Source organism: Streptomyces sp. NPDC043176, from assembly GCF_056436715.1.
Genome location: NZ_JBWKCA010000005.1, coordinates 144,361 through 162,577, shown reverse-complemented (window position 1 = coordinate 162,577; position 18,217 = coordinate 144,361). Strand labels below are relative to the sequence as shown.

General features: G+C 69.6%; 19 protein-coding genes, 1 tRNA gene and 1 pseudogene. 6 read left to right on the top strand and 15 right to left on the bottom strand.

All coding sequences use genetic code 11. The features are described from left to right. Positions 1 to 10 precede the first annotated feature (10 nt). Positions 11 to 2,734 (top strand): phosphoribosyltransferase, encoded by a 2,724-nt coding sequence (locus tag AC067A_RS10005; RefSeq protein WP_478617107.1) that lies wholly within the window; start codon positions 11 to 13, stop codon positions 2,732 to 2,734. 248 nt (positions 2,735 to 2,982) lie between these two features. Further along, positions 2,983 to 3,828: an HAD family hydrolase gene (locus tag AC067A_RS10000; protein ID WP_478617802.1), complete on the top strand. Its 846-nt coding sequence runs from the start codon at positions 2,983 to 2,985 to the stop codon at positions 3,826 to 3,828. A 133-nt stretch (positions 3,829 to 3,961) separates the two neighbouring features. Here AC067A_RS10000 and AC067A_RS09995 read toward each other — a convergent pair whose 3' ends face one another. The 3 genes from AC067A_RS09995 to AC067A_RS09985 form a co-directional block, all read right to left on the bottom strand. After that, positions 3,962 to 4,183, bottom strand: coding sequence for an FmdB family zinc ribbon protein (locus AC067A_RS09995; RefSeq protein ID WP_478617104.1), 222 nt, complete (start codon positions 4,181 to 4,183; stop codon positions 3,962 to 3,964). A 32-nt stretch (positions 4,184 to 4,215) separates the two neighbouring features. Next, positions 4,216 to 5,529: a coiled-coil domain-containing protein gene (locus tag AC067A_RS09990; protein ID WP_478617799.1), complete on the bottom strand. Its 1,314-nt coding sequence runs from the start codon at positions 5,527 to 5,529 to the stop codon at positions 4,216 to 4,218. Positions 5,530 to 5,646: 117 nt separating this feature from the next. Continuing rightward, positions 5,647 to 6,297 carry a DUF4097 family beta strand repeat-containing protein gene (locus tag AC067A_RS09985; RefSeq protein WP_478617101.1) on the bottom strand — a complete coding sequence of 217 codons (651 nt, stop codon included), beginning with the start codon at positions 6,295 to 6,297 and terminating at the stop codon, positions 5,647 to 5,649. 272 nt (positions 6,298 to 6,569) lie between these two features. Between AC067A_RS09985 and AC067A_RS09980 the strand changes: the two genes are divergently transcribed. Beyond that, positions 6,570 to 6,644 (top strand) — tRNA-Val (locus tag AC067A_RS09980). A 72-nt stretch (positions 6,645 to 6,716) separates the two neighbouring features. Here AC067A_RS09980 and AC067A_RS09975 read toward each other — a convergent pair. The 10 genes and pseudogenes from AC067A_RS09975 to AC067A_RS09930 all read right to left on the bottom strand — a co-directional run bounded on the left by AC067A_RS09975 (position 6,717) and on the right by AC067A_RS09930 (position 13,706). Continuing rightward, a pseudogene (locus tag AC067A_RS09975) lies at positions 6,717 to 7,868 on the bottom strand (tyrosine-type recombinase/integrase). Further along, positions 7,868 to 8,056: a helix-turn-helix transcriptional regulator gene (locus AC067A_RS09970; RefSeq protein ID WP_478617098.1), complete on the bottom strand. Its 189-nt coding sequence runs from the start codon at positions 8,054 to 8,056 to the stop codon at positions 7,868 to 7,870. Before AC067A_RS09970 ends, AC067A_RS09975 begins: the two are co-directional and overlap by 1 nt. Beyond that, positions 8,053 to 9,450 (bottom strand): replication initiator protein RepSA, encoded by a 1,398-nt coding sequence (gene repSA, locus AC067A_RS09965; protein WP_478617095.1) that lies wholly within the window; start codon positions 9,448 to 9,450, stop codon positions 8,053 to 8,055. Before repSA ends, AC067A_RS09970 begins: the two co-directional genes overlap by 4 nt. An 88-nt stretch (positions 9,451 to 9,538) precedes the next feature. After that, complete coding sequence (locus tag AC067A_RS09960) at positions 9,539 to 9,883, bottom strand: SpdD-like protein (protein WP_478617092.1); 345 nt, start codon at positions 9,881 to 9,883, stop codon at positions 9,539 to 9,541. 11 nt (positions 9,884 to 9,894) lie between these two features. Further along, on the bottom strand, positions 9,895 to 10,053 hold the full coding sequence (locus tag AC067A_RS09955; RefSeq protein ID WP_093876298.1) for a hypothetical protein: 159 nt from the start codon (positions 10,051 to 10,053) through the stop codon (positions 9,895 to 9,897). A 19-nt stretch (positions 10,054 to 10,072) separates the two neighbouring features. Beyond that, positions 10,073 to 10,264: a mobile element transfer protein gene (locus AC067A_RS09950; RefSeq protein WP_017239105.1), complete on the bottom strand. Its 192-nt coding sequence runs from the start codon at positions 10,262 to 10,264 to the stop codon at positions 10,073 to 10,075. A 12-nt stretch (positions 10,265 to 10,276) separates the two neighbouring features. Then, on the bottom strand, positions 10,277 to 10,984 hold the full coding sequence (locus AC067A_RS09945; protein ID WP_478617089.1) for a DUF2637 domain-containing protein: 708 nt from the start codon (positions 10,982 to 10,984) through the stop codon (positions 10,277 to 10,279). 82 nt (positions 10,985 to 11,066) lie between these two features. Further along, a complete protein-coding gene (locus AC067A_RS09940; protein WP_478617086.1) occupies positions 11,067 to 12,422 on the bottom strand; it encodes an FtsK/SpoIIIE domain-containing protein in 1,356 nt (451 codons plus the stop codon). Between the two features lie 3 nt (positions 12,423 to 12,425). Further along, on the bottom strand, positions 12,426 to 12,770 hold the full coding sequence (locus tag AC067A_RS09935; RefSeq protein WP_123451908.1) for an SCO3933 family regulatory protein: 345 nt from the start codon (positions 12,768 to 12,770) through the stop codon (positions 12,426 to 12,428). 138 nt (positions 12,771 to 12,908) lie between these two features. Next, positions 12,909 to 13,706, bottom strand: coding sequence for a GntR family transcriptional regulator (locus AC067A_RS09930; protein WP_478617082.1), 798 nt, complete (start codon positions 13,704 to 13,706; stop codon positions 12,909 to 12,911). Between AC067A_RS09930 and AC067A_RS09925 the strand changes: the two genes are divergently transcribed. From AC067A_RS09925 to AC067A_RS09915, 3 genes are all read left to right on the top strand, one after another. After that, positions 13,707 to 14,177 (top strand): NUDIX hydrolase, encoded by a 471-nt coding sequence (locus tag AC067A_RS09925; protein ID WP_478617079.1) that lies wholly within the window; start codon positions 13,707 to 13,709, stop codon positions 14,175 to 14,177. It abuts the gene before it with no gap. Next, entirely contained in the window at positions 14,174 to 14,527 is a 354-nt protein-coding gene (locus tag AC067A_RS09920; protein ID WP_478617077.1) for a hypothetical protein, read from the top strand. Before AC067A_RS09925 ends, AC067A_RS09920 begins: the two co-directional genes overlap by 4 nt. Positions 14,528 to 14,700: 173 nt before the next feature. Further along, on the top strand, positions 14,701 to 15,117 hold the full coding sequence (locus AC067A_RS09915) for a hypothetical protein (protein WP_478617074.1): 417 nt from the start codon (positions 14,701 to 14,703) through the stop codon (positions 15,115 to 15,117). A 746-nt stretch (positions 15,118 to 15,863) separates the two neighbouring features. Here the strand turns inward: AC067A_RS09915 and AC067A_RS09910 are convergent. Together AC067A_RS09910 and AC067A_RS09905 are read right to left on the bottom strand one after the other, a co-directional pair. Continuing rightward, a complete protein-coding gene (locus tag AC067A_RS09910) occupies positions 15,864 to 17,186 on the bottom strand; it encodes a SidA/IucD/PvdA family monooxygenase (protein WP_478617072.1) in 1,323 nt (440 codons plus the stop codon). Between the two features lie 546 nt (positions 17,187 to 17,732). Next, positions 17,733 to 17,921 (bottom strand): DUF4240 domain-containing protein, encoded by a 189-nt coding sequence (locus AC067A_RS09905; RefSeq protein ID WP_478617069.1) that lies wholly within the window; start codon positions 17,919 to 17,921, stop codon positions 17,733 to 17,735. Positions 17,922 to 18,217: the final 296 nt, after the last annotated feature.

Genomic DNA, 18,217 nt, shown 5'->3' with positions numbered 1-18,217 from the left:
CGTCGACGACGTGGTGTGGACCGGAACGTGGGTCGCGGAGCGACTGGGCGTCGAACTGATCGGCGACGAGGAGCTGCCGGCCCTGCTGGGCCTCGCACTGCGCCGCAACCCCAAGCGGGCGCATCTGCTGGTCTCCAGCGTGCTCGGCAAGCACGTGCCGCAGCGCCCCTCGGTCGTGTACGGCTCCGGCCTCGACCTGGGCCGGCGCGTCCGGGCGCTCCTCGGCGACGAGGAGGCCGCCCGCGCCGTCGTCCTCGGCTACGCGGAGACCGCCACCGCCCTGGGGCACGCCGTCGCCGACGGCCTCGGCCTCGCCCCGTACCTCCACTCCACCCGCCGTCCGGTGGCCGGCGTCGCCCGCGCGGGCGGCTTCGAGGAGTCCCACTCCCACGCCACCTCGCACCTGCTGCTGCCCGAGGACCCCAAGCTCCTCGCCGGCGACGGGCCCCTCGTCCTCGTCGACGACGAGTTCTCCACCGGCAACACCGTCCTCAACACCGTCCGGGCCCTCCACGAGCGCTACCCGCGTGACCGGTACGTCGTCGTCGCCCTCGTCGACATGCGCTCCGACGCCGACCTCGGCCGCCTCGACGCCTTCGCCGCCGAGATCGGCGCCCGCGTCGACCTCGTCGCCGCCGCCACCGGCACCGTCTGCCTCCCCGACGGCGTCCTGGAGAAGGGCCAGGCCCTCGTCGCCGCCCAGGAGCGGCAGGACACCGCTCCCGCGTCCCCGCCCCGGACCTCCGGCGAGCCCCCCGTACGCGTCGAGCTCGACTGGCCCGACGGCCTCCCCGACGGCGGACGGCACGGCTTCACGCCCGAGCACCGCACCTGCCTGGAGGCCGCCCTGCCCGCCCTGGCCGGCAGGATCGCTCAGGCCCTGCCCGCCCCGGCCGCCGCGTCCGGCCCGGCCGCGGTGTCCGGCCAGGCCGCGGTGTCCGGCCAGGCCGCCGCGTCCGGCCAGGCCGTCGTGTCGAGCCCGGCCGCCGCGTCCGGCCCGGCCGCCGTGTCGGGCCAGGCGCCCGCCGCGCCGCGGGTGCTCGTCCTCGGGTTCGAGGAACTGATGTACGCGCCGCTGCGGCTCGGCACGGCCCTGGAGGAGGCGGGCCACGACGTCCACTACTCCACCACCACCCGCTCGCCCGTACTCGCCGTCGACGACCCCGGGTACGCGATACGCACCCGCCTCGTCTTCCCCGCCCACGACGACCCCGCCGACGGCCCCGGCGAGCGCTACGCGTACAACGTGGCCGGCGCCGGCTTCGACGCCGTCGTCGCGGTCGTCGACTCCACCGCCGACACCCCGGCCCTGCACGCCCCGGACGGCCTGCTCGCCCGGCTCGCCGCGCACATCCCGCGCGTCGTCCTCGCCGTCGTCCCGTCGTACACGCCCTCGGCCACCCCGTACGCGCCCACGGCGACCCCGCCCACGCCCACGGGTACCGCGTACACGTCCTCGGCGACCCCGCCCACGCCCACGGGCACCCCGTACACGCCCACGGCCACCCCGCACGCGCCCACGGGCGCGCCGTACACGCCCACGGTCTCCGAAGCTCCCGAAAGGAGCTCCATGCTGCCCGAGCCCCTCCGCGGCCCCGCCTTCTCGTCGTACGCACCCGAGGAGGTCGGCTGGCTGCTCCAGGACCTCTCGGACGTCGAGTTGGAGGCGCCCACCGAGGAACGCGAGGAAGCCATCCAGAGCGGCGGCGCGCACTACGCCGAGTCGCTCCCCGTCGAGTACCAGCCCAGCGAGCGCTACCAGGAGCTGTTCCACACGGCCCTGGAGAGCTCCGCCGCCCGCATCGCCCGTGCCGTCGGCACCGTCACCGAGACCGTCCTCGCGGAGCGGCCCGGCCGCCGCCCGGTCCTGGTCTCCCTCGCCCGCGCCGGCACGCCCGTCGGCGTCCTCATGCGCCGCTGGGCGCTGGCCCGCCACGACCTCGAGCTCCCGCACTACGCCGTGTCCATCGTGCGCGGCCGCGGCATCGACGCCAACGCGCTCCGCTGGCTCGCCGCCCACCACGACCCGGCCGACGTCGTGTTCGTCGACGGCTGGACCGGCAAGGGCGCCATCGCCCGCGAACTCGCCGACGCCCTCAAGGAGTTCGAGGCGACCGAGGGGATCACCGGCTTCGACCCGGAGATCGCCGTCCTCGCCGACCCCGGCTCCTGCGTCCGCGTCCACGGCACCCGCGAGGACTTCCTCATCCCCTCCGCCTGCCTCAACTCCACGGTCTCCGGCCTGATATCGCGTACGGTGCTCCGCTCCGACCTCGTCGGACCGGACGACTTCCACGGCGCCAAGTTCTACCGCGAGCTGGCCGGCTCCGACGTCTCCGCGGACTTCCTCGACGCCGTCGCCGCCCGCTTCGACGAGGTCGCCGAGACCGTCGACACCGAGGTCAAGGAACTCCTCGCCACCGACCGCACCCCCACCTGGGAAGGCTGGGCGGCCGTCGAGCGGATCAGCGAGGAGTACGGCATCCACGACGTCAACCTCGTCAAGCCCGGCGTCGGCGAGACCACCCGGGTCCTGCTCCGCCGCGTCCCCTGGAAGATCCTCGCCAAGCGCGGCGCCGACGCCGACCTGGCCCACGTCCGCCTGCTCGCCGAGCAGCGCGGCGTACCGGTCGAGGAGGTCGACGGACTCCCGTACAGCTGCGTCGGCCTGATCCACCCCCAGTACACAAGGGGTGCGACAGGCGCCGACGGCAAGGCGGTGGTGTCCCAGTGAGCACCCCCGCGAACACCTCTGCGACCACGGCCGCGGGCACGCCTGCGACCACGGCCGCGGGCACTCCTGCGACCACGGCCGCGGGCACGCCTGCGACCACGGCCGCGGGCACTCTTGCGACCACGACCGCGGGCACTCCTGTGACCACGGCCGCGGGAACGCCTGTGACCACGGCCGCGACCACTCTTGCGACCACGGCCGCGGGCATTCCTGCGACCCCGCCGATGGGCACTCCTGTGACCACGCCCATGGGCACTCCCTCCGGCACTCCCGCGAGCACCGGGGTGGGTACGACCCTGGTCGCGAGCGACCTCGACCGCACCCTCATCTACTCGACCGCGGCCCTCTCCCTCGGCATGCCCGACGCCCAGGCGCCCCGGCTGCTCTGCGTCGAGGTCCACGAGTCCAAGCCGCTCTCCTACATGACCGAGGAAGCGGCGGACCTCCTCGCCCGGCTCACCGCCGAGACCGTCTTCGTCCCCACCACCACCCGGACGCGCAAGCAGTACCAGCGCATCCAACTCCCGGGCACGGCACCGAAGTACGCGATCTGCGCCAACGGCGGGCACATCCTCGTCGACGGCGTCTCCGACGGCGACTGGCACGCCTCCGTACTGGGCCGGCTCGCCGACGAGTGCGCGCCGCTCTCCGAGATCCGCGCCTACCTCACCGCGACCACCGACCTGTCCTGGGTGCGCAAGCACCGGGTGGCCGAGGACCTGTTCGCCTACCTCGTCGTCGAGCGCGAACGGCTCCCCGAGGACTGGCTGGCACGCTTCGGCGACTGGGCCGGGGAGCGCGGCTGGACCGTCTCCCTCCAGGGCCGCAAGGTGTACGCCGTCCCCAAGCCGCTCACCAAGAGCGCGGCCGTCCGCGAGGTCGCCCGCCGCATCGGCGCCACCCTCACCCTCGCCGCGGGCGACTCCCTCCTCGACGCCGACCTGCTCCTCGCCGCCGACCGGGCCTGGCGTCCCGGCCACGGCGAACTCGCCGACAGCGACTGGACCGCCCCCCACCTCGACGTCCTCGCGGAACGCGGCGTCGCGGCCGGCGAGGAGATCCTCCGGCGCTTCCGCGCCGCCGCCAGGAGCTGACCCCTCGGGGGCCGGCCGCGTCCCACGCCACCCTCCGCAGAACCAGCGTTACCGGGCAGCAGGCGCCGGGAACGGACCGGATCCCCGAGAGACGACCTCCCGGGGATCCGGTCCGTTCCCTTTCCGGCCGGGGTCAGCCGCAGCAGCCCCCGCCGCAGCAGCCACCGCCACCGCCGCCACCCGCGCTCCGGGCGGGGGCGGCGGTGCTGCTGCCGCCGACGGCAACGGCTGACAGCAGCTTCACGGTGTCGTCGTGCCCGGCGGGGCAGGAGGCGGGGGCGGAGGACTCGGCCATCGGACGGCTGAGCTCGAAGGTGTCACCGCAGGTGCGGCAGCGGAATTCGTAACGAGGCATGGGGACAGGCTAACGGCGGGATGCGCCCGGCATCAGTGGCCCGCGCCCCGCTCCTCCCGGATCAGGCCGACGACGTGCGCGGCGGAGGCGCGGACGGCCTCCAGCTCGGTCAGGAAGTGCCAGTAGTCCGGGTGACGGCCCTCCAGGGAGCCCACGGCCCGGTCGAGCCGGGCGACGGCCTCGTCGAGGGGCCGGGCATGGCGCGGGTCGGGCGTGTTCCGGCCCGCCATGGCCAGCCGCTGGGCGTCCCGTATCGCGAAGCGGGTGCGGTCGACCTCCGCCGTCGGGTCCTTCGCGACGGCGTCCAGACGGCGCAGCCGCTCACCGGCGGCCGAGACGGCCTCGTCGGTCGAGTCGAGCAGCGCGCGGACCGTGGACAGCAGCGAGGTCGCGTCGGGCCAGCGCTGCTCGGCCCGCGCCTTCCCGGCCTCGGCGAGCCGCTCCGTGGCCTGCCGGAGCGTTTCGCCGGCCTGCTCGGGAACGTGCTGGAGGTCCTGCCAGCAGGCCGCGGAGAACCGACGGCGCAGCTCGGACAGGACCGGTTCGATGCCACCGGTACGCGTGGTGAGCGCCTCGGTACGGGTCCGGAGGGACACCAGGCGCCGGTCGATCTCGGCGGCCCGCTCCGGCAGCCGCTCGGCCCCGGCGCGCACCGCCTCGGCGTCCCGCAGCACCCGGTCGGCCCGCTGCAGGGTCTCGGGCACGCCGTGCCGCCCGGCGCCCTCGTTGAGCCGGGTCAGCTCGGGCCCGAGCGCGGCGAGCCGCGCGGCCAGGTCATCGGCGCGCAGCCCACGCTCGCGTACGACCTCCAGGGCGCCGCTCGCACCTCGCAGCGCCTGCCGGGCCCGCTCGACGGCGGGCGCGAGCCGCGCGAGCTGGGTCTCGGCGCGCCCGAGGAGCGGGGCGAGCCCTTCCTCGAACCGGTCCAACTCGCCCTTGACGCGGTCGAGCTCCTCCTTGGCACGGGTCAGCTCCGCACGGGCCCGGGAAGCGGTACCGGCGTCGAGCTCGTCCCGATCGAGATCATGCGCGTCGACGGCGCCGATGTAGACGTGACTGACCTCGTCGATCCGCCGCCCGAGGGCCTCGAACCCTTCGACGGCCCGACGCGCCTCGGGGGAGCTGTCGACCGCGGTGATCGTCTCGATGGAGATGCGGAGTCCGCGCTGCGCGGTGTCGAGCTCGTAGAAGGCGGCGGCTGCGGCGTCCTTGGCGGCCTGGGCCTCGGCCCGCTGGCCCTCCCCGCGCCCGCCGAACCAGCGGCGGGTCCCGCCGCCCGCGACGGCGTGCGGCAGCAGCGCGCCGACCAGCAACGGCAACGCGAGGGCCAACCGGAACGCGGACACCCCGGGCGTCGATGTGCCCCTCACGTCACTCGCCGCCACGTACTACTCCCCGTGCTGTGTCCGCCGTGCCCGGTCCGGTTCATTCTCCCACCCGGTAAGGACGAACACACGGCCCGGTCAGTTCAGCGTGCGGACGGTGACATCCCCGTTGTCGCTGCGCAGGCTCACGGAGCGGGGGCTCCCGTCCCGGCGGGGCACGTCGAGACGGACGTCACCGTTGTCGCTGGAGCCGGCCACGGCGTACTCGGCCCTCGGCACCTCGACGGTGACATCGCCGTTGTCGGTGACCACGTCGACCTTGCGGGGGACGGCACCCAGGGTGATCCGCACGTCACCGTTGTCGGACCGCACGGAGAGCTCGGGCGACGTGACGGAGTCCTCGACGCGCACGTCCCCGTTGCCGCTCCCAAGATCGAGCACCCCGCCGGCCTTCCGCACCCGCACGTCCCCGTTGTCGGACCGCACCGTCAGGGGAGTGGCGAAGCCCTCGGCGGTGACGCCCCCGTTGCCGTCCTCGACGGTGACGGCGACGCGACGGGGCACCCGGATCCGGTGCACCGCCCCGCAGCCGGCCGCCACCCCGTCACACTCCACCCGCAGCGTGAGCCGCCCGTCCACCAGCTTCCAGCTCGCCTCGGGCCCCGACCCCATGAACACCCACCCGTCGACCTGGCGCTCCACCCGTACGTCCTCGATGTCAGCGGGCGTGATCACCAGCTCGGAGTTGTCCGAGTCGACGGTAAGCGCGTCCCCCTCGAACGCGAACACCCTCCGCTCCACCGGAGCCCCCTCGACACCAGCGCCCCCACACCCCGCCAACGCCAGCACAGCAACCCCACAAACGAGCACCACCCGGACCAGACGACCTGCACCCATGACGATCCACCCCCCGAAACCGACCCAACGACCCCCCGACGCTACGACCCCCCACCCCACCCCACGATCCGGCAACCCACCCTCCCCAGGTGGGGCTACCCCCCCCACCCCCCATCGGTTTGCAGCACCCACCCCCGAGCCATGTAGGCTGTTGCCTCTTCCACGGGTGCGTAGCTCAGGGGTAGAGCGCTGCTCTTACAAAGCAGATGTCGGCGGTTCGAAACCGTCCGCGCCCACCAGTGCAAAGGCCCCCAGCCGATCATGGCTGGGGGCCTTTGACATCCACTTCTGACATCAACGCGGGTGGTCACTCACGACCGGGGACGGCTCCTGAGCAGCCGATCGATGTGACTCACGGCCTCGCGCTGCGTGTCCTGGACGACGTGGGTGTAGACGTTCATCGTCACGGCGATCTGGCTGTGGCCGAGGATCTCCATCACGACGCGGGGCGGGACGCCGGCGGCGGTCAGGAGCGTCGCCGTACCGTGCCGGGCGTCGTGGAGCCGGACGACGCGGAGACCGGCGTTCTTGGCGACGCGGGTGAACGAGCGGTAGAGGTTGCGCGGCTCGATGGGCTGGCCTGTGCGGGTGGTGAAGACGTACCCGGTCTCCGTCCACTTCTCCCCGGCACGCTCGCGGGCGGCGGCCTGCTTGAGACGCTGCCACCGCAGGGGAGCGACGCAGATCGCGGGGAGGGGAAGCGTTTGCTTGCGTCGGCGCCCTTTGGGGTCGTCCTCGTACACCTCACCAGCGACCCGCTGCCGCTGCGTCCTGACCCGGATCTCCCGCTTGTCGAGGTCGACGTTCTCCCAGCGGAGGCCGACGACCTCCCCGCGGCGGAAGCCGAGGGCGATGGCGAGCACGAAGGCGGCGTACAGCGGGTCCTTCCGGGCGGCGGCGAGGAAGTCGAGCGTCTCGTCCAGGGATCAGGGGGAGAGCTCCCGGGCGGCGACGGTCGGCGGCTCGACGAGCGTCGCGACGTTCCGGCTCACCAGCTCCTCACGGCAGGCGGCGGTGAGGGCGGTGCGCAGGACGCGGTGCGACTCCTTGGCGGTGGCGGCGCTGGTCTTCTTCTCCAACTGGACGAGGAAGCGTCGGACGTCGGCGACGCCGAGGGATTCCAGCCGCTTGGACCCGAGCATCGGGACGAGGTAGAGCCGGACGTGCACCTCGTACTTGGCCGCGGTGGTCTTCTTGCGGCGCGGCTTGACGATGTTGTCCAGCCAGTACGGCAGCCACTCTGAGAGCTTCATCGAACGGGTCGGGACGGGAACGCCGTTGTCGACCTTGTCGAGGAGCGCGCGGCGCTTGGCGTCGCACTCGGCCTAGGTCTTGCCGTAGGTGAACTTCCGGGCCCGTGTGCCGTCGGGCTGGAGGACGTAGACGGCAGCCTGATAGCGGCCGTCGGACCGCTGGGTGATGGTGCCGGCCCCGTTGGGGTTGCGCTTGCGCTGGGTGGCCATCAGGCGGCCTCCTCGATCTGGTTGTCGATGAAGTCCCGGATGGCGTCGGCGGGGACGCGGCGCGACCGGCCGATCGTGAGGGAGACCAGGCGGCGGGACCGGATGAGGTCGTAGACGGTCGAGCGACCGAGCTTGAGGCGTGCCATGACCTCCGGCACGGTCAGCAGCTCAGGGGTGGCGGTGGTCATGTCGCAGCTCCTTCCAGGGCGATTTGGTCGCGCAGGGCTTCGCGGGCGGTCTCACGGTTGAGCTGGATGTCCCGGGCGATCGAGGCGGCGAGGGCGGCCTCACCGGGGGAGTGACCCTGGCCGGCGTAGGCCCAGGAGGTGAGGACGAGGACGGTTTCCGGCTCGATGTCGTCGAGGCCGCGGGCCGTGCGTTCCTGGGCGGCGCGGTAGTCGGCACGGGTCTGGCGCAGCTCGCTCAGGGTGGTGGAGTACTGCCGGGACTTGGTGGAGAAGTGGCCCCGGAAGCCGAGCATGTGAGCCCAAGCGAGGAGGCGCCGCTCCGGGTACAGCGGGTCGAGGTCGAAGCAGGCTTCGACGAGGCGGCGGGTGTGGTCGGGGACTCCGAGGAGGACGAGAGCCTCGCGGTTGCCGATGCGGCGGTCGAGGCTGCCGGTGGTCTCGGCGGCCTTGGTGGCGTACTTGGCGATGTAGGAGGCGACGGCCTGCTCGGTGATGTCGGAGCCGTCGCCGAAGGCCTTGACGGGCCGGATGTCGAGCTGGGTGCCCCAGCGGAGGCTACGTAACGGCTGATCGCCAGCGGCGGGGACGGTGACGGTCGTGTACGCGTGGGTGGCGGCGGCGCGGATGGCGTCGGTGAGGCGTTCGGTGGTGGCCCAGGACGGCGGCGGGGAGTCGGGACCGTCCGGGCCGTCGATGCGGACGACGGCGTGGAAGTGGACGGCGCCTCGCTTCTGGAATTCGGCGACCTTCCCGTACGCGATCCGAGCGACGGCCTTCAGCTCCCTCTGCGAGAGGCCGGCCGTGGCGGCGATTTCCCGGCGAAGGCGGTTCGTGAATCGCTGCCAGAGCTGTCCGGCGTGGTTGTTGAAGAGGACGGCGGCGGCGTAGTCGTACGAGTCGGGGTCGAGCGGCGTGCCGAGGGCGGTGTCGTCCTCGGAGTGGCGGGCCCCGCAGCGGCAGGGCCGGGCACCGGGGCGGTTGTGGACCGGGCCGAAGGACGGGGCGGTGAGGGTGAGGAAGACGCGGGGGTGCTCGCGGACGGTGGCGGGGATGTCCCGGGCGCTGTCTCCGGCGAGGCCGGCGCGGATGAGGTGGTACGTGTCGCCCGCGTAGGTCCAGGCGCAGGCGGGGCAGCGGGAGGCCCGGCGGTTGCCGCAGGCGATCCGGAGACGGCTGCCAGGCTCGGTGTCGGTGGAGTACCGGTGGAGGGTCTCGCCGGTGGTCTTGTCGCGGGTGAGGGTCCAGCCCTGGAGGTGGACGGGGTGGGAGCAGCCGCCGGTGCGGTGGATCTGCTCCTTCCAGCGGTCGAAGTCGGGGGATCCGGCCATCCGGAGCATGTCGCCCAGGGTGGCGGTGTCGAATCCCGCCGACGAGGCGGCTGGGACGGTCATCATGGAGTGCTTCCTTCTGGTTCTGCGAGCTGGGTAGGAGCGGGGCTTCCGGGCGGCGGAGACTTGGCGGTTGAGCCGCCCGGAGGCCCGACTAGCGGCGCCGCTGCTGGCTGTTGAGGAGCGAGCGCAGGACGACGGCGCACACGGCGACCGACGCGGCACTGATGGCGACGGCGAGGAGCATGGAGACCAGGACCGTGCCGACGACCAGGACGGCACCGGTGCCACCGGCAACGACCATGGCCAGGCCGCCCGGGGTGAGGCGCACGGCCGGGGACTGTGCGGGGGCAGGGGCAGGGGCGGGGGCGTGGTGGTGGTTGCAGGCCACCGCGTCGGCGGTGTGATGGGGCACGATCTCGGCAGTCACGGTCGGCTGGACGAGCGGGGTGACGAGGCCGGTCGGAAGCGGGTTGACCGGGATGCGCGGCTGGAACATGGCGGTTCTCCCTACTTGTTGATCGTGGTGTCGATGAGCGGGGCGAGGACGCTGTCGGCGAGGAGGTAGCCGCCGAGGAGGATCACGGCGACGAGCCACCAGGGTGGGCGGATGAGCTTGATGCCGAGGCCGCCGACGACGATCAGGGCGAGCCAGAGCGGGACGTCCATGACGCAGATCTCCTTGGGGTCAGCGGGGCTTGCAGCGGTGCGTGCGGGCGGCGAGCTGGGCGGCCGAGGAGCTGGAGTACTCGGCGGACCAGCCGCAGCCGTCGGCCGTACACACCGCGGCGTACTTGGTGCGGCCGTGACGGTCGCGGTGAGTGCCGATCTGCACCGGGCCGATCCGCATCACGGAGTGGAAGTGATCGCGAGGGGCCATGAGGGTCTCCCTTCAGGCGAGCTGGGCGGCGATGGCGTTGGCCATCAGGGGCGGGACGCCGAGGCGGGCGCGCAGGGTCTCGGAATCGATCGGGTAGCCGGTACGAGCGCGGTAGTCATCGGCGACCTTGCGGGCGTGAGCGACGAGCGCCGGCGGTACAGCGACGGGGGTGGGTTCGGGCTCTGGTACCGAGTCCGGAACTGGCTCCGGTTCTGGGAAGGGGAGGGCCGGTACGGCGTCGATCTCCGGCTCCGGCTCGGCTACGTCATCCCGCTCGATGACCGCGTCCACGGCTGGGGGCTGCTCGGTGGTGGTGCCGAGTTCGGCCTGTGCGGCAACAGCTGGATGCCCGGGGGAGTGGACAAGGAGGGTGCCGCCGAGGAAGGCGAGGGCGGGCCACCCGGCGACGAGGATGCGCAGCCAGGCGGGAACGTGGCCGAGGTCGAGGAGTCCGGCGGTGGCGACGTTCGCACCGAGCGACGCGGACAGGGCGACCATGAACCAGGTCCAGGCCGAGCGGGCAGGCTTGCCGGCGGCCCGCGAGGTCCGCAGCCGGTGCCAGGTGGCGACGAGCAGGAGATCCACGGAGACGGGGTAGGCCCACGCCTTCCAACCGGACTGTCCGGCAGCCGCAGCCAGGTCGTGGAGGTGAGCGAAGGACAGGGCGCCGGCGATCGCGGCTTGTACGAGGACGGCGTCCGGTCGGCGGATGGGACGCATCGGAGGGTCCTCCTTCGGGTTTCGGGCATGGGCGGGGTAGGGACCTGGCGTGAAGCGGTCACGCGCCGTGGAGCGAGGGGATTCAGGCGATCGCAGGAGCCGTGACGGTCGAGGGAGCCGCGGCTTTGCCCAGGGGCGGAAGGACGGGCCGGAAGGCGTCCAGCGCGAGGATCTCGGGCGTGCGGTGAGCGTGGGAGTTCGCGATGTTCACGGCTCGCCGGAGCGTGAGGTACGGGGTGCGGATGCGGACCCACCCGCCGGAGGAGTCGCCGGCGACAGCGGTGCCGGGTCGGTCGGTGCGGATTTGGACCGTGGCGAGGACGGCGTCCGGGGCGATGTCGCCGAAGGCCATGTTGGCGGAGGTCTCGTCGTTGACGCGGTGGGCGGTGCGGCCGGTGAGCTGGGCCCGGAGCATGGTGATGCCCTTGCCGAGCTCGGAGCCGAAGCGCTGCCCGCAGATTTCCAGGTAGATGCCGGCGGCGCGGCCGAGCTGGGAGAGCCGGACGAGAGAGGTGATGATCCGGTCCCGTCGCTTCTCCTCGTCCTTCGTTGCGAACAGGGCGAGTTCGGCGACCTCATCGACGAGCAGGACGATCGGGGTCGGACGCAGGTGGTTGGGGAGGTCCCAGATGTCGGCGGTGATCTCCGCATCCGGCAGGTCTGCACTCAATCTCTGCTCGCGTCGAATCAGTTGATAGACGCCCTCCATGTGCTCGACGAGGGCGTCGAGGAGGTCGGCAGCTGCATCAGGGTTATCGGCCAGGGCGGTGAACCGCCGTGCGAGTGGGGCGAGTTCGACTCCCTGCTTGCAGTCGATCCCGACGAGGGCGACATCCAGCGTGGCGAGCGCGGCGACGAGGTTGCGCTGATAGACGGACTTCCCGGACTGGGTGGCACCGACGTTCAGCGCGTGCGGGGTCTGGCGGTAGTCGCGGTAGTAGACCTCTCCGTCCTCCCGCATGGCGACCGGAACCCGCATCACCCCACCACGGGTGGCCGCAGGCATCTGCACCCGCTTGAGGACGTCGTACCCGGTCATCCGCAGCTCGACGACACCCGAACGGACCTCCCGGGCGGTGACGTTCTGCATGACGAACGAGTGCCGGAGCCGGTCCGAGGCGGCGGAGAAGTCGAACGCGTCCTGACCGGGACGCAGCTTCACCCGCAGTACGAGCCCGGTACGTGTCGGCCGCAGCCGCAGGACCCGGGGCGCCCGCGACTCGGGGATGGGCTGGCGGGTCATCCGGGCCAGCGCCAGGCGCCAGCGCGAGGGCGGGACGGTCAGCCCGCACGCGTCCATGACCGACGCGTACCGGGCGAGGATCCGCACCACGGCGAAGACGACGCCGAAGCTCATCCAGTACCAGGCCGGACGCTGCCACCGCAGCAGCAGCGCGACCGTGGCGACCAGGGCGAGGGTGACCGTTAAGGCGGTCATGGGTCAGCCGACCTTCGCGGTGGCGAGCGAGGTGACGGCGACCGCGCGGAAGCTGATGCCGTGGCGCTTCTGGCCGTTGAACTCGTTCTCCCAGGGCCGGGCGACGACCCCGGTCAGGGCGACCGGGGTGCCCATGGACAACTCCTCGGAGATGCCGGTCTTGGGCACGGTCAGGTTGAGAATCTCGGCGTTCCCGTCCATGACGAACATGACGTCGACGGTCATCAGCGGGGCACCGGTGTCCCGGTCGGTGGCGATCTCGCCGGTCTGCCGGTTCGCGATCTTCGGAGCCGGGGGCTGGGCCACCATCACCATCGCGGCGGACGTGTCGACGGGGATCTGACGCACAGTGGATCACTCCTCTATAGAGGTTGGGCTCGTTCACTCCTATATAGGAGTGACATGAAGAAGAGTGCCCCACTCCTGTACATGAGTCAACCCGCCGCGGAAGGAAACCGCAGCGGGTCGAGGGAAGTTGAGCGTGCGTCAGTCGGTCGCGGGGATCCGGTACTGGAAGACGAACTGGTCAGCGGCCATGAGCGTGTCGCAGACTTCCACGACCCGCCCCTTCTTCGTTACGGCATCTCGCAGCAGGTGCACCACGGAGGCACCAGGACTAAGGGCCAACTCCGACGCTTCGGCCTTCGAGGCAGGCCGAGCCTGAAGCGTCTCGACGAACTCGGCGAAGGTGTGGCCGTGGTCTTCGAGCCGGGCGTAGATGCCGCCGGGGCCGGGGTTCTCGGCGAACAGCTCGGGGATGTCCTTCACGACGTCCCAAGGCAGGTACGACGAGGCGGTCTCGACGGGAGTCCCGTTCCGGAAGTACAGCCGCCGTCGCGCGAGCACTTGGGTCCCGGCGTCGACGCCGAGCCGCTCAGCGATGTCCGCAGGCGCCTCCATGGGCCCGATGTAGAGGACGCTCACCTTGGCCGTGGCGCCAGCCTGCTCGGACTCGGCGAGGTAAGCAGCCTTACCGCCCCGCCGGTGAGAAGCGCGGAACCGATCCGAGGACCGAAGCCGCACAGGAGGCCGGTCCTTAACGATCGACCCCTTGCCGTGCCGGGTCTCGACGAGCCCACTGGCCCGTACCTCCACCATGGCCTTACGGATGGTCCCGCCGGCGACCCCGTACCGCTCGACGAGCTCGGACTCACTGGGCACCATGTCGCCGGCCTTGAGGACGCCAGACCGGATCTGTTGGACGATCTCGTCCGCGATCTGCACGTACCGAGGTACGGCCCTGCCAGCTCCTGCTGGAGTTCCCACAGTCCTACCCACTCTCATATGCTCCTGTACATGAGTAACGGGAGCGCGGGAACAAAGTCAACGCCACTCCACTCCGTGTCCGTGGCCGGAGCGGTAGTGCGGGAAGACGGCCGCCTCCTGGCGATCCGCCGAGCGGACAACGGCACGTGGGAACTCCCGGGTGGAGTCCTCGAACTCACCGAGGCACCGGAAGCGGGCGTAGCCCGCGAGGTCCTGGAGGAGACGGGCATCCACGTCGAGGTGGACGAACTGACGGGCGTATACAAGAACACCACCCGCGGCATCGTCGCCTTGGTTTTCCGCTGCAAGCCCTCCGGCGGCACCGAGCGAACCTCAGACGAGTCGACCGCGGTCGACTGGCTCACGCCGGCTGAGGTCGAGGAGCGCATGGCCGAGGTCTACGCGATCCGCCTCCTAGACGCCCTGGACGGAAACGGCCCCCACGTCCGCAGCCATGACGGTCGCCACCTCCTGGGGGCGTCCGCATGACCACCCGGAAGCCCATCAGCGAATGGCGCGACGTCTATGACTTCCTGGACCAGGTCCGCTTGCGGCCAGGGATGTTCGTGCGCGGCGGTTCCCTCCTGGAGCTCCAGGCGATGCTGTACGGCTACCGAGTCGCATCCGAGATCCATGGCTCCGAGGCTATGACGGACTTCGAACACCAGGGTCCGTTCGCCGAATGGTTGTGGCCGCGACTTGGCTACACCTACGCCAGCCCCGTGGGATGGGCCGTCGAGATCACGAAGGCTGCGGAGGCAAGCGGCAGGGCAGGCATCGACCTGTTCTTTGACCTGCTGAGCGAGTTCAAGGCCGAGCGAAGCCCGGAAGCGCGGTAAGACTTTCTCTACTTCATCAAGACCCGCGCACGGCGCGGGAGCGCGCCGCCTTTACGGCGGGGCCGCCGCCACTGTCTTCGCCAGCGGCGGCCCCGCCCGGCGGCGCGCTATGTGCGGCGGGCAGGCGAGAAACAACCTCCCCCTCGACCAGAGGGCCCGGGCAGGCTTGCCCCATGGAGACCCCGGCAGCACCGACAGCCTTCCGCGTCACGTTCAACGACTACCACCAGGACCCGAACGACAGCGACGTCCTGCGGCGAGCGGTGACCATCCACGCCGACCGACTCACCTTCGACAGCGACCACCTCGCCCTCTGGCTGACTGGCACCGAAGTCGGCTGCTTCCCCCTCGGCGCCATTGAGTCGATACACCCCCAGGCCGGCCCGGGCAGACAGCGGGAATCGCCGGAAGAGCTCCGCGCCCGCTACCCCAAGATGGGCCAGCCCTGGACCCAGGAAGACGACACGCGCCTCCTTGCCCTCTACCAGCAAGGAGAGCGAGACCTCGACGCCCTCGGGGAGCAGTTCGACCGCAAGCCCAGCGCCATCAGGTCACGCCTGGCGAAACTGGGCCTGGAAGCCCTCGGCTGACCCGAAGAAGCGCAGCGCGGAGGGCAGCCGCGGGTCAAAGAAGATGCCTCCAGCGGGGGCGCTCAGGCTCCGGGATGGAGGGGGCCCGTGGGCGGGTGCCGGCCGGTGGGGCGTGGCGGTGGGGACTCCCATCCCGTCTGCCGTCGACCCAGGCAGAGCCGAGCAGACACGGCACCGGGCGTCCAGGTCGTTCGTACAGTGGCGCGCTCCACCTGGACGCCCGGCACCGCGCCTGCTCCACAGGGTGTGGGTCGACGGCAGACGGGATGGCAGTCGGGGCAGTCGTGGGCACAAGCAGGAGGCTGGGTCCGACACACTCACCGTGCCGGTGCCTTAAGATGCAGAGACGCCTTCCCCAAGATGAATCTGATATAGCATCAAACCCACACAGGCCTTTAGTACTTGCTCAGCGTTTACGCTGGCTATCTCCCCCGCCCACTCTTCAAGTTGTCGTTCGTGCCTGACGTCCCAATATAGAGTTCTCTTGGTGAAAGACTGGGACTCCCGGAAGGCAATGCTTTCATCCTCCAAAGCCTTTCGGACCTTGTCGGATGTACCTTCTGACGCGGCGTTACGGATCGCATCAACCAGTAGTGCCGTGACTGTGGTCTCGTTACTATCGGCCTCGCGTGCCAAATCTTGCAGCACATACGTTGGCCAGCACACCTCTCGACGCACCATCGTCGACTTCCGCCATCCTGCAAAGTCGTTCATCTTTCACCTCCCGGTTGGTTAAACCATCAACGCTATCCGTTCGGCTCACGCTTGTCCAGACTTCGATCGGTATCGCAGTGGGTAACAAGGATGCGATCGGAAAGTAGGCCAAGGCAACCAAGATTCGGAAAGCCTGGCCCTTGACCATCTGCCAACATGGGCAAATACAACCTTGGTTCGACGTTTTCTACTTGCAAAAACCTCCCAATTTTGCTCCGCATCGTTTGTTCATCCTCGAAATCCTCGCCTGAATTACTGTCGACACTCTGCTCAAGCAGGGCTCGGGCGCCAGCGTCCAAAATTCCCTCGTCTTCCCTCGCCCACCACATCGCATCGAAGCCGATAGCGACCACGAGGTATTCGCATTGCTCCTGGCAGCCGTCAGCGAATTCAATGATCACTTCTCCCGGCCCCTCGGATATTCCCTCTACTTGCCCGCTCACCGTCTTTAGGTTCTTAGCGTTATTGACCAACTTCTTGGCCTGTGCAGGGAAAACTCCTCGAACTGCACGAGTTAGGAATGCTTCCCGCAAGCCTGAATTCATCCCTTCCCAATCGCGCGGATCCGAGTAATGCCTGTTTTCATCATGACTCTCACCGCGCGTATATACGACCCCCTGGCGGGATATTACCTTAATGTGACAGGCGGGCGGCATTCGCTTAAGTAGTGTCAGTACAACCGAAGACGCTGCACCGCCATCGCCAATTACGCAGACACTGATCCCGGACTCTGCGTCTTTAGCGATTCTGTCTATGTGCTTCCAGAAGTGCTGCGCGTCGACCATGCGGCGAGTCGAACTAGTTTGACCCTTAACTTTTTTTGGTACCCCAGGACCCGTTATGACCAAACCGTCCCCTTGGATGGGTGCGGCTAGACCCCTCAGGCTAATCTCCCATTTTCCCTCTGAAATGCCAATGCCGTCGACTGTGCCAATCTCAACGTCCGCCCCCACCTCCTTGGCGACCCACTGAAGGTAGAGAGCCCACTCTTCGAGTGCCGGGTTAGGGAGACCTCTATCAACCCAGTCAGAGAAGCTGTCCACCAAGTCATCTTGTTCAGCCACCAAGTAGGATTGCCAGCTATATCTTAGCATTAGGCGATCGACTTCTTTGTCGCTAGTGCCCCACGCGCGCGAGTGATATGGGTATCCGATGTCTTTCATCGGAGGAGTGGCCAATGCGTGACTACCATCGGTGAATCCGTAATCTCCTATCCAGTTCGCCGCCGTCTCCGAACGCTCTATTAATTTCACATCTGGCACAGGTATGTCCAAGTCGCGCAAAACCCGGGCTTTGGCTGCGAGAGCGAGTCCCTTTGGGCCGGATCCGATTACAACGATGCGCTCGTCTGGCATATCGACCTCCTATCCACCAGAGACTTAGCGGCGCTCTTACCCGGGCGACGCCTTGCATGCCAACATGGATATTTTGCTCCTTTTGAGCAGAGATGGCATCTTGGCGGGAAGGTGGCCTCCATGCACCGCGAACAGCACGTGAGGGGCTTGGAACTAATCCCGGCCTGGTGGCTGTCACATCAAGGATACGAAGCCGTTCTGGGCCACTGTGGGCGGCGACGTGCCAGTGGGTACCAGCAGCGCGCACTGTGTCCTCACATCCCCTAGGGTTGAGGGCGGGCTTCTCGTGCTGCGGCCTATTCGTGGACGGAGGACGGACGATGGATGCCCTCTAAGTCGCTAACCTGCAGCAACGCGTGAAGCGTATGCGCCCTCCGGAGCTGTTCACGGGGACAGAGGAAACGCGTAGCGGGGCCCTGGATTTAGACCCGACCCTCCACTACGGACGTGCGGATCGCCCTCGCCTGCCGCCGGCAGCCTTCGGCTCCGTCAGGAACGTGTCAGACAACTGCGGGAAGGGTTTGCAGTCTCGGGCAGTCAGGTTGACTACGGGAGGCTGCTGAACTTCTCCTGGTCCAGCCGATAGAGAGCCTCGGCATGGCGTTCCGCGAAGCCGACGATGTCCGGGACGGGACGGCGGCTCAGCTCCTCGGCGAGGCGTTGGCGGCTCGCACGCGTGGCCGCACCGCTCAAGGTGGCTATCAGAGCCCAGAAATCCGCCCAAGTCAGTCTCATGGGCGCAGGATGTCAGGGCGGTCTGACATCCAAATCTGTATCAACGATGGCGGACGGCGGCGGCCGTACGCGGCTTGCTGTGGCAGGGGTGAGCAGCAGTCCTTGCCCGGTCGGGGCACGGCGGGCGAACGCACACAGGAGATGTCGGTTCGAAGCCGTCCGCGCCCACCGGAAAAGCCCCCAGCCGATCTTGGTTTGGGGGCTTGTGACGTCAACGACGGCCAGAACCGCCCTAGCCTCTGCGTCTCCTGGACGACATGGGCGTATGCGTTCATAGTGACAGCGACCTGGCTGTG

Coding starts and splice junctions, on each gene's coding strand:
- AC067A_RS10000 (WP_478617802.1), top strand. CDS start 2,983: ATGGGCACTCCCTCCGGCACTCCCGCGAGCACCGGGGTGGGTACGACC.
- AC067A_RS09995 (WP_478617104.1), bottom strand. CDS start 4,183: ATGCCTCGTTACGAATTCCGCTGCCGCACCTGCGGTGACACCTTCGAG.
- AC067A_RS09970 (WP_478617098.1), bottom strand. CDS start 8,056: ATGACCACCGCCACCCCTGAGCTGCTGACCGTGCCGGAGGTCATGGCA.
- repSA (WP_478617095.1), bottom strand. CDS start 9,450: ATGATGACCGTCCCAGCCGCCTCGTCGGCGGGATTCGACACCGCCACC.
- AC067A_RS09960 (WP_478617092.1), bottom strand. CDS start 9,883: ATGTTCCAGCCGCGCATCCCGGTCAACCCGCTTCCGACCGGCCTCGTC.
- AC067A_RS09955 (WP_093876298.1), bottom strand. CDS start 10,053: ATGGACGTCCCGCTCTGGCTCGCCCTGATCGTCGTCGGCGGCCTCGGC.
- AC067A_RS09950 (WP_017239105.1), bottom strand. CDS start 10,264: ATGGCCCCTCGCGATCACTTCCACTCCGTGATGCGGATCGGCCCGGTG.
- AC067A_RS09945 (WP_478617089.1), bottom strand. CDS start 10,984: ATGCGTCCCATCCGCCGACCGGACGCCGTCCTCGTACAAGCCGCGATC.
- AC067A_RS09940 (WP_478617086.1), bottom strand. CDS start 12,422: ATGACCGCCTTAACGGTCACCCTCGCCCTGGTCGCCACGGTCGCGCTG.
- AC067A_RS09930 (WP_478617082.1), bottom strand. CDS start 13,706: ATGAGAGTGGGTAGGACTGTGGGAACTCCAGCAGGAGCTGGCAGGGCC.
- AC067A_RS09925 (WP_478617079.1), top strand. CDS start 13,707: ATGCTCCTGTACATGAGTAACGGGAGCGCGGGAACAAAGTCAACGCCA.
- AC067A_RS09920 (WP_478617077.1), top strand. CDS start 14,174: ATGACCACCCGGAAGCCCATCAGCGAATGGCGCGACGTCTATGACTTC.
- AC067A_RS09915 (WP_478617074.1), top strand. CDS start 14,701: ATGGAGACCCCGGCAGCACCGACAGCCTTCCGCGTCACGTTCAACGAC.
- AC067A_RS09910 (WP_478617072.1), bottom strand. CDS start 17,186: ATGCCAGACGAGCGCATCGTTGTAATCGGATCCGGCCCAAAGGGACTC.
- AC067A_RS09905 (WP_478617069.1), bottom strand. CDS start 17,921: ATGAGACTGACTTGGGCGGATTTCTGGGCTCTGATAGCCACCTTGAGC.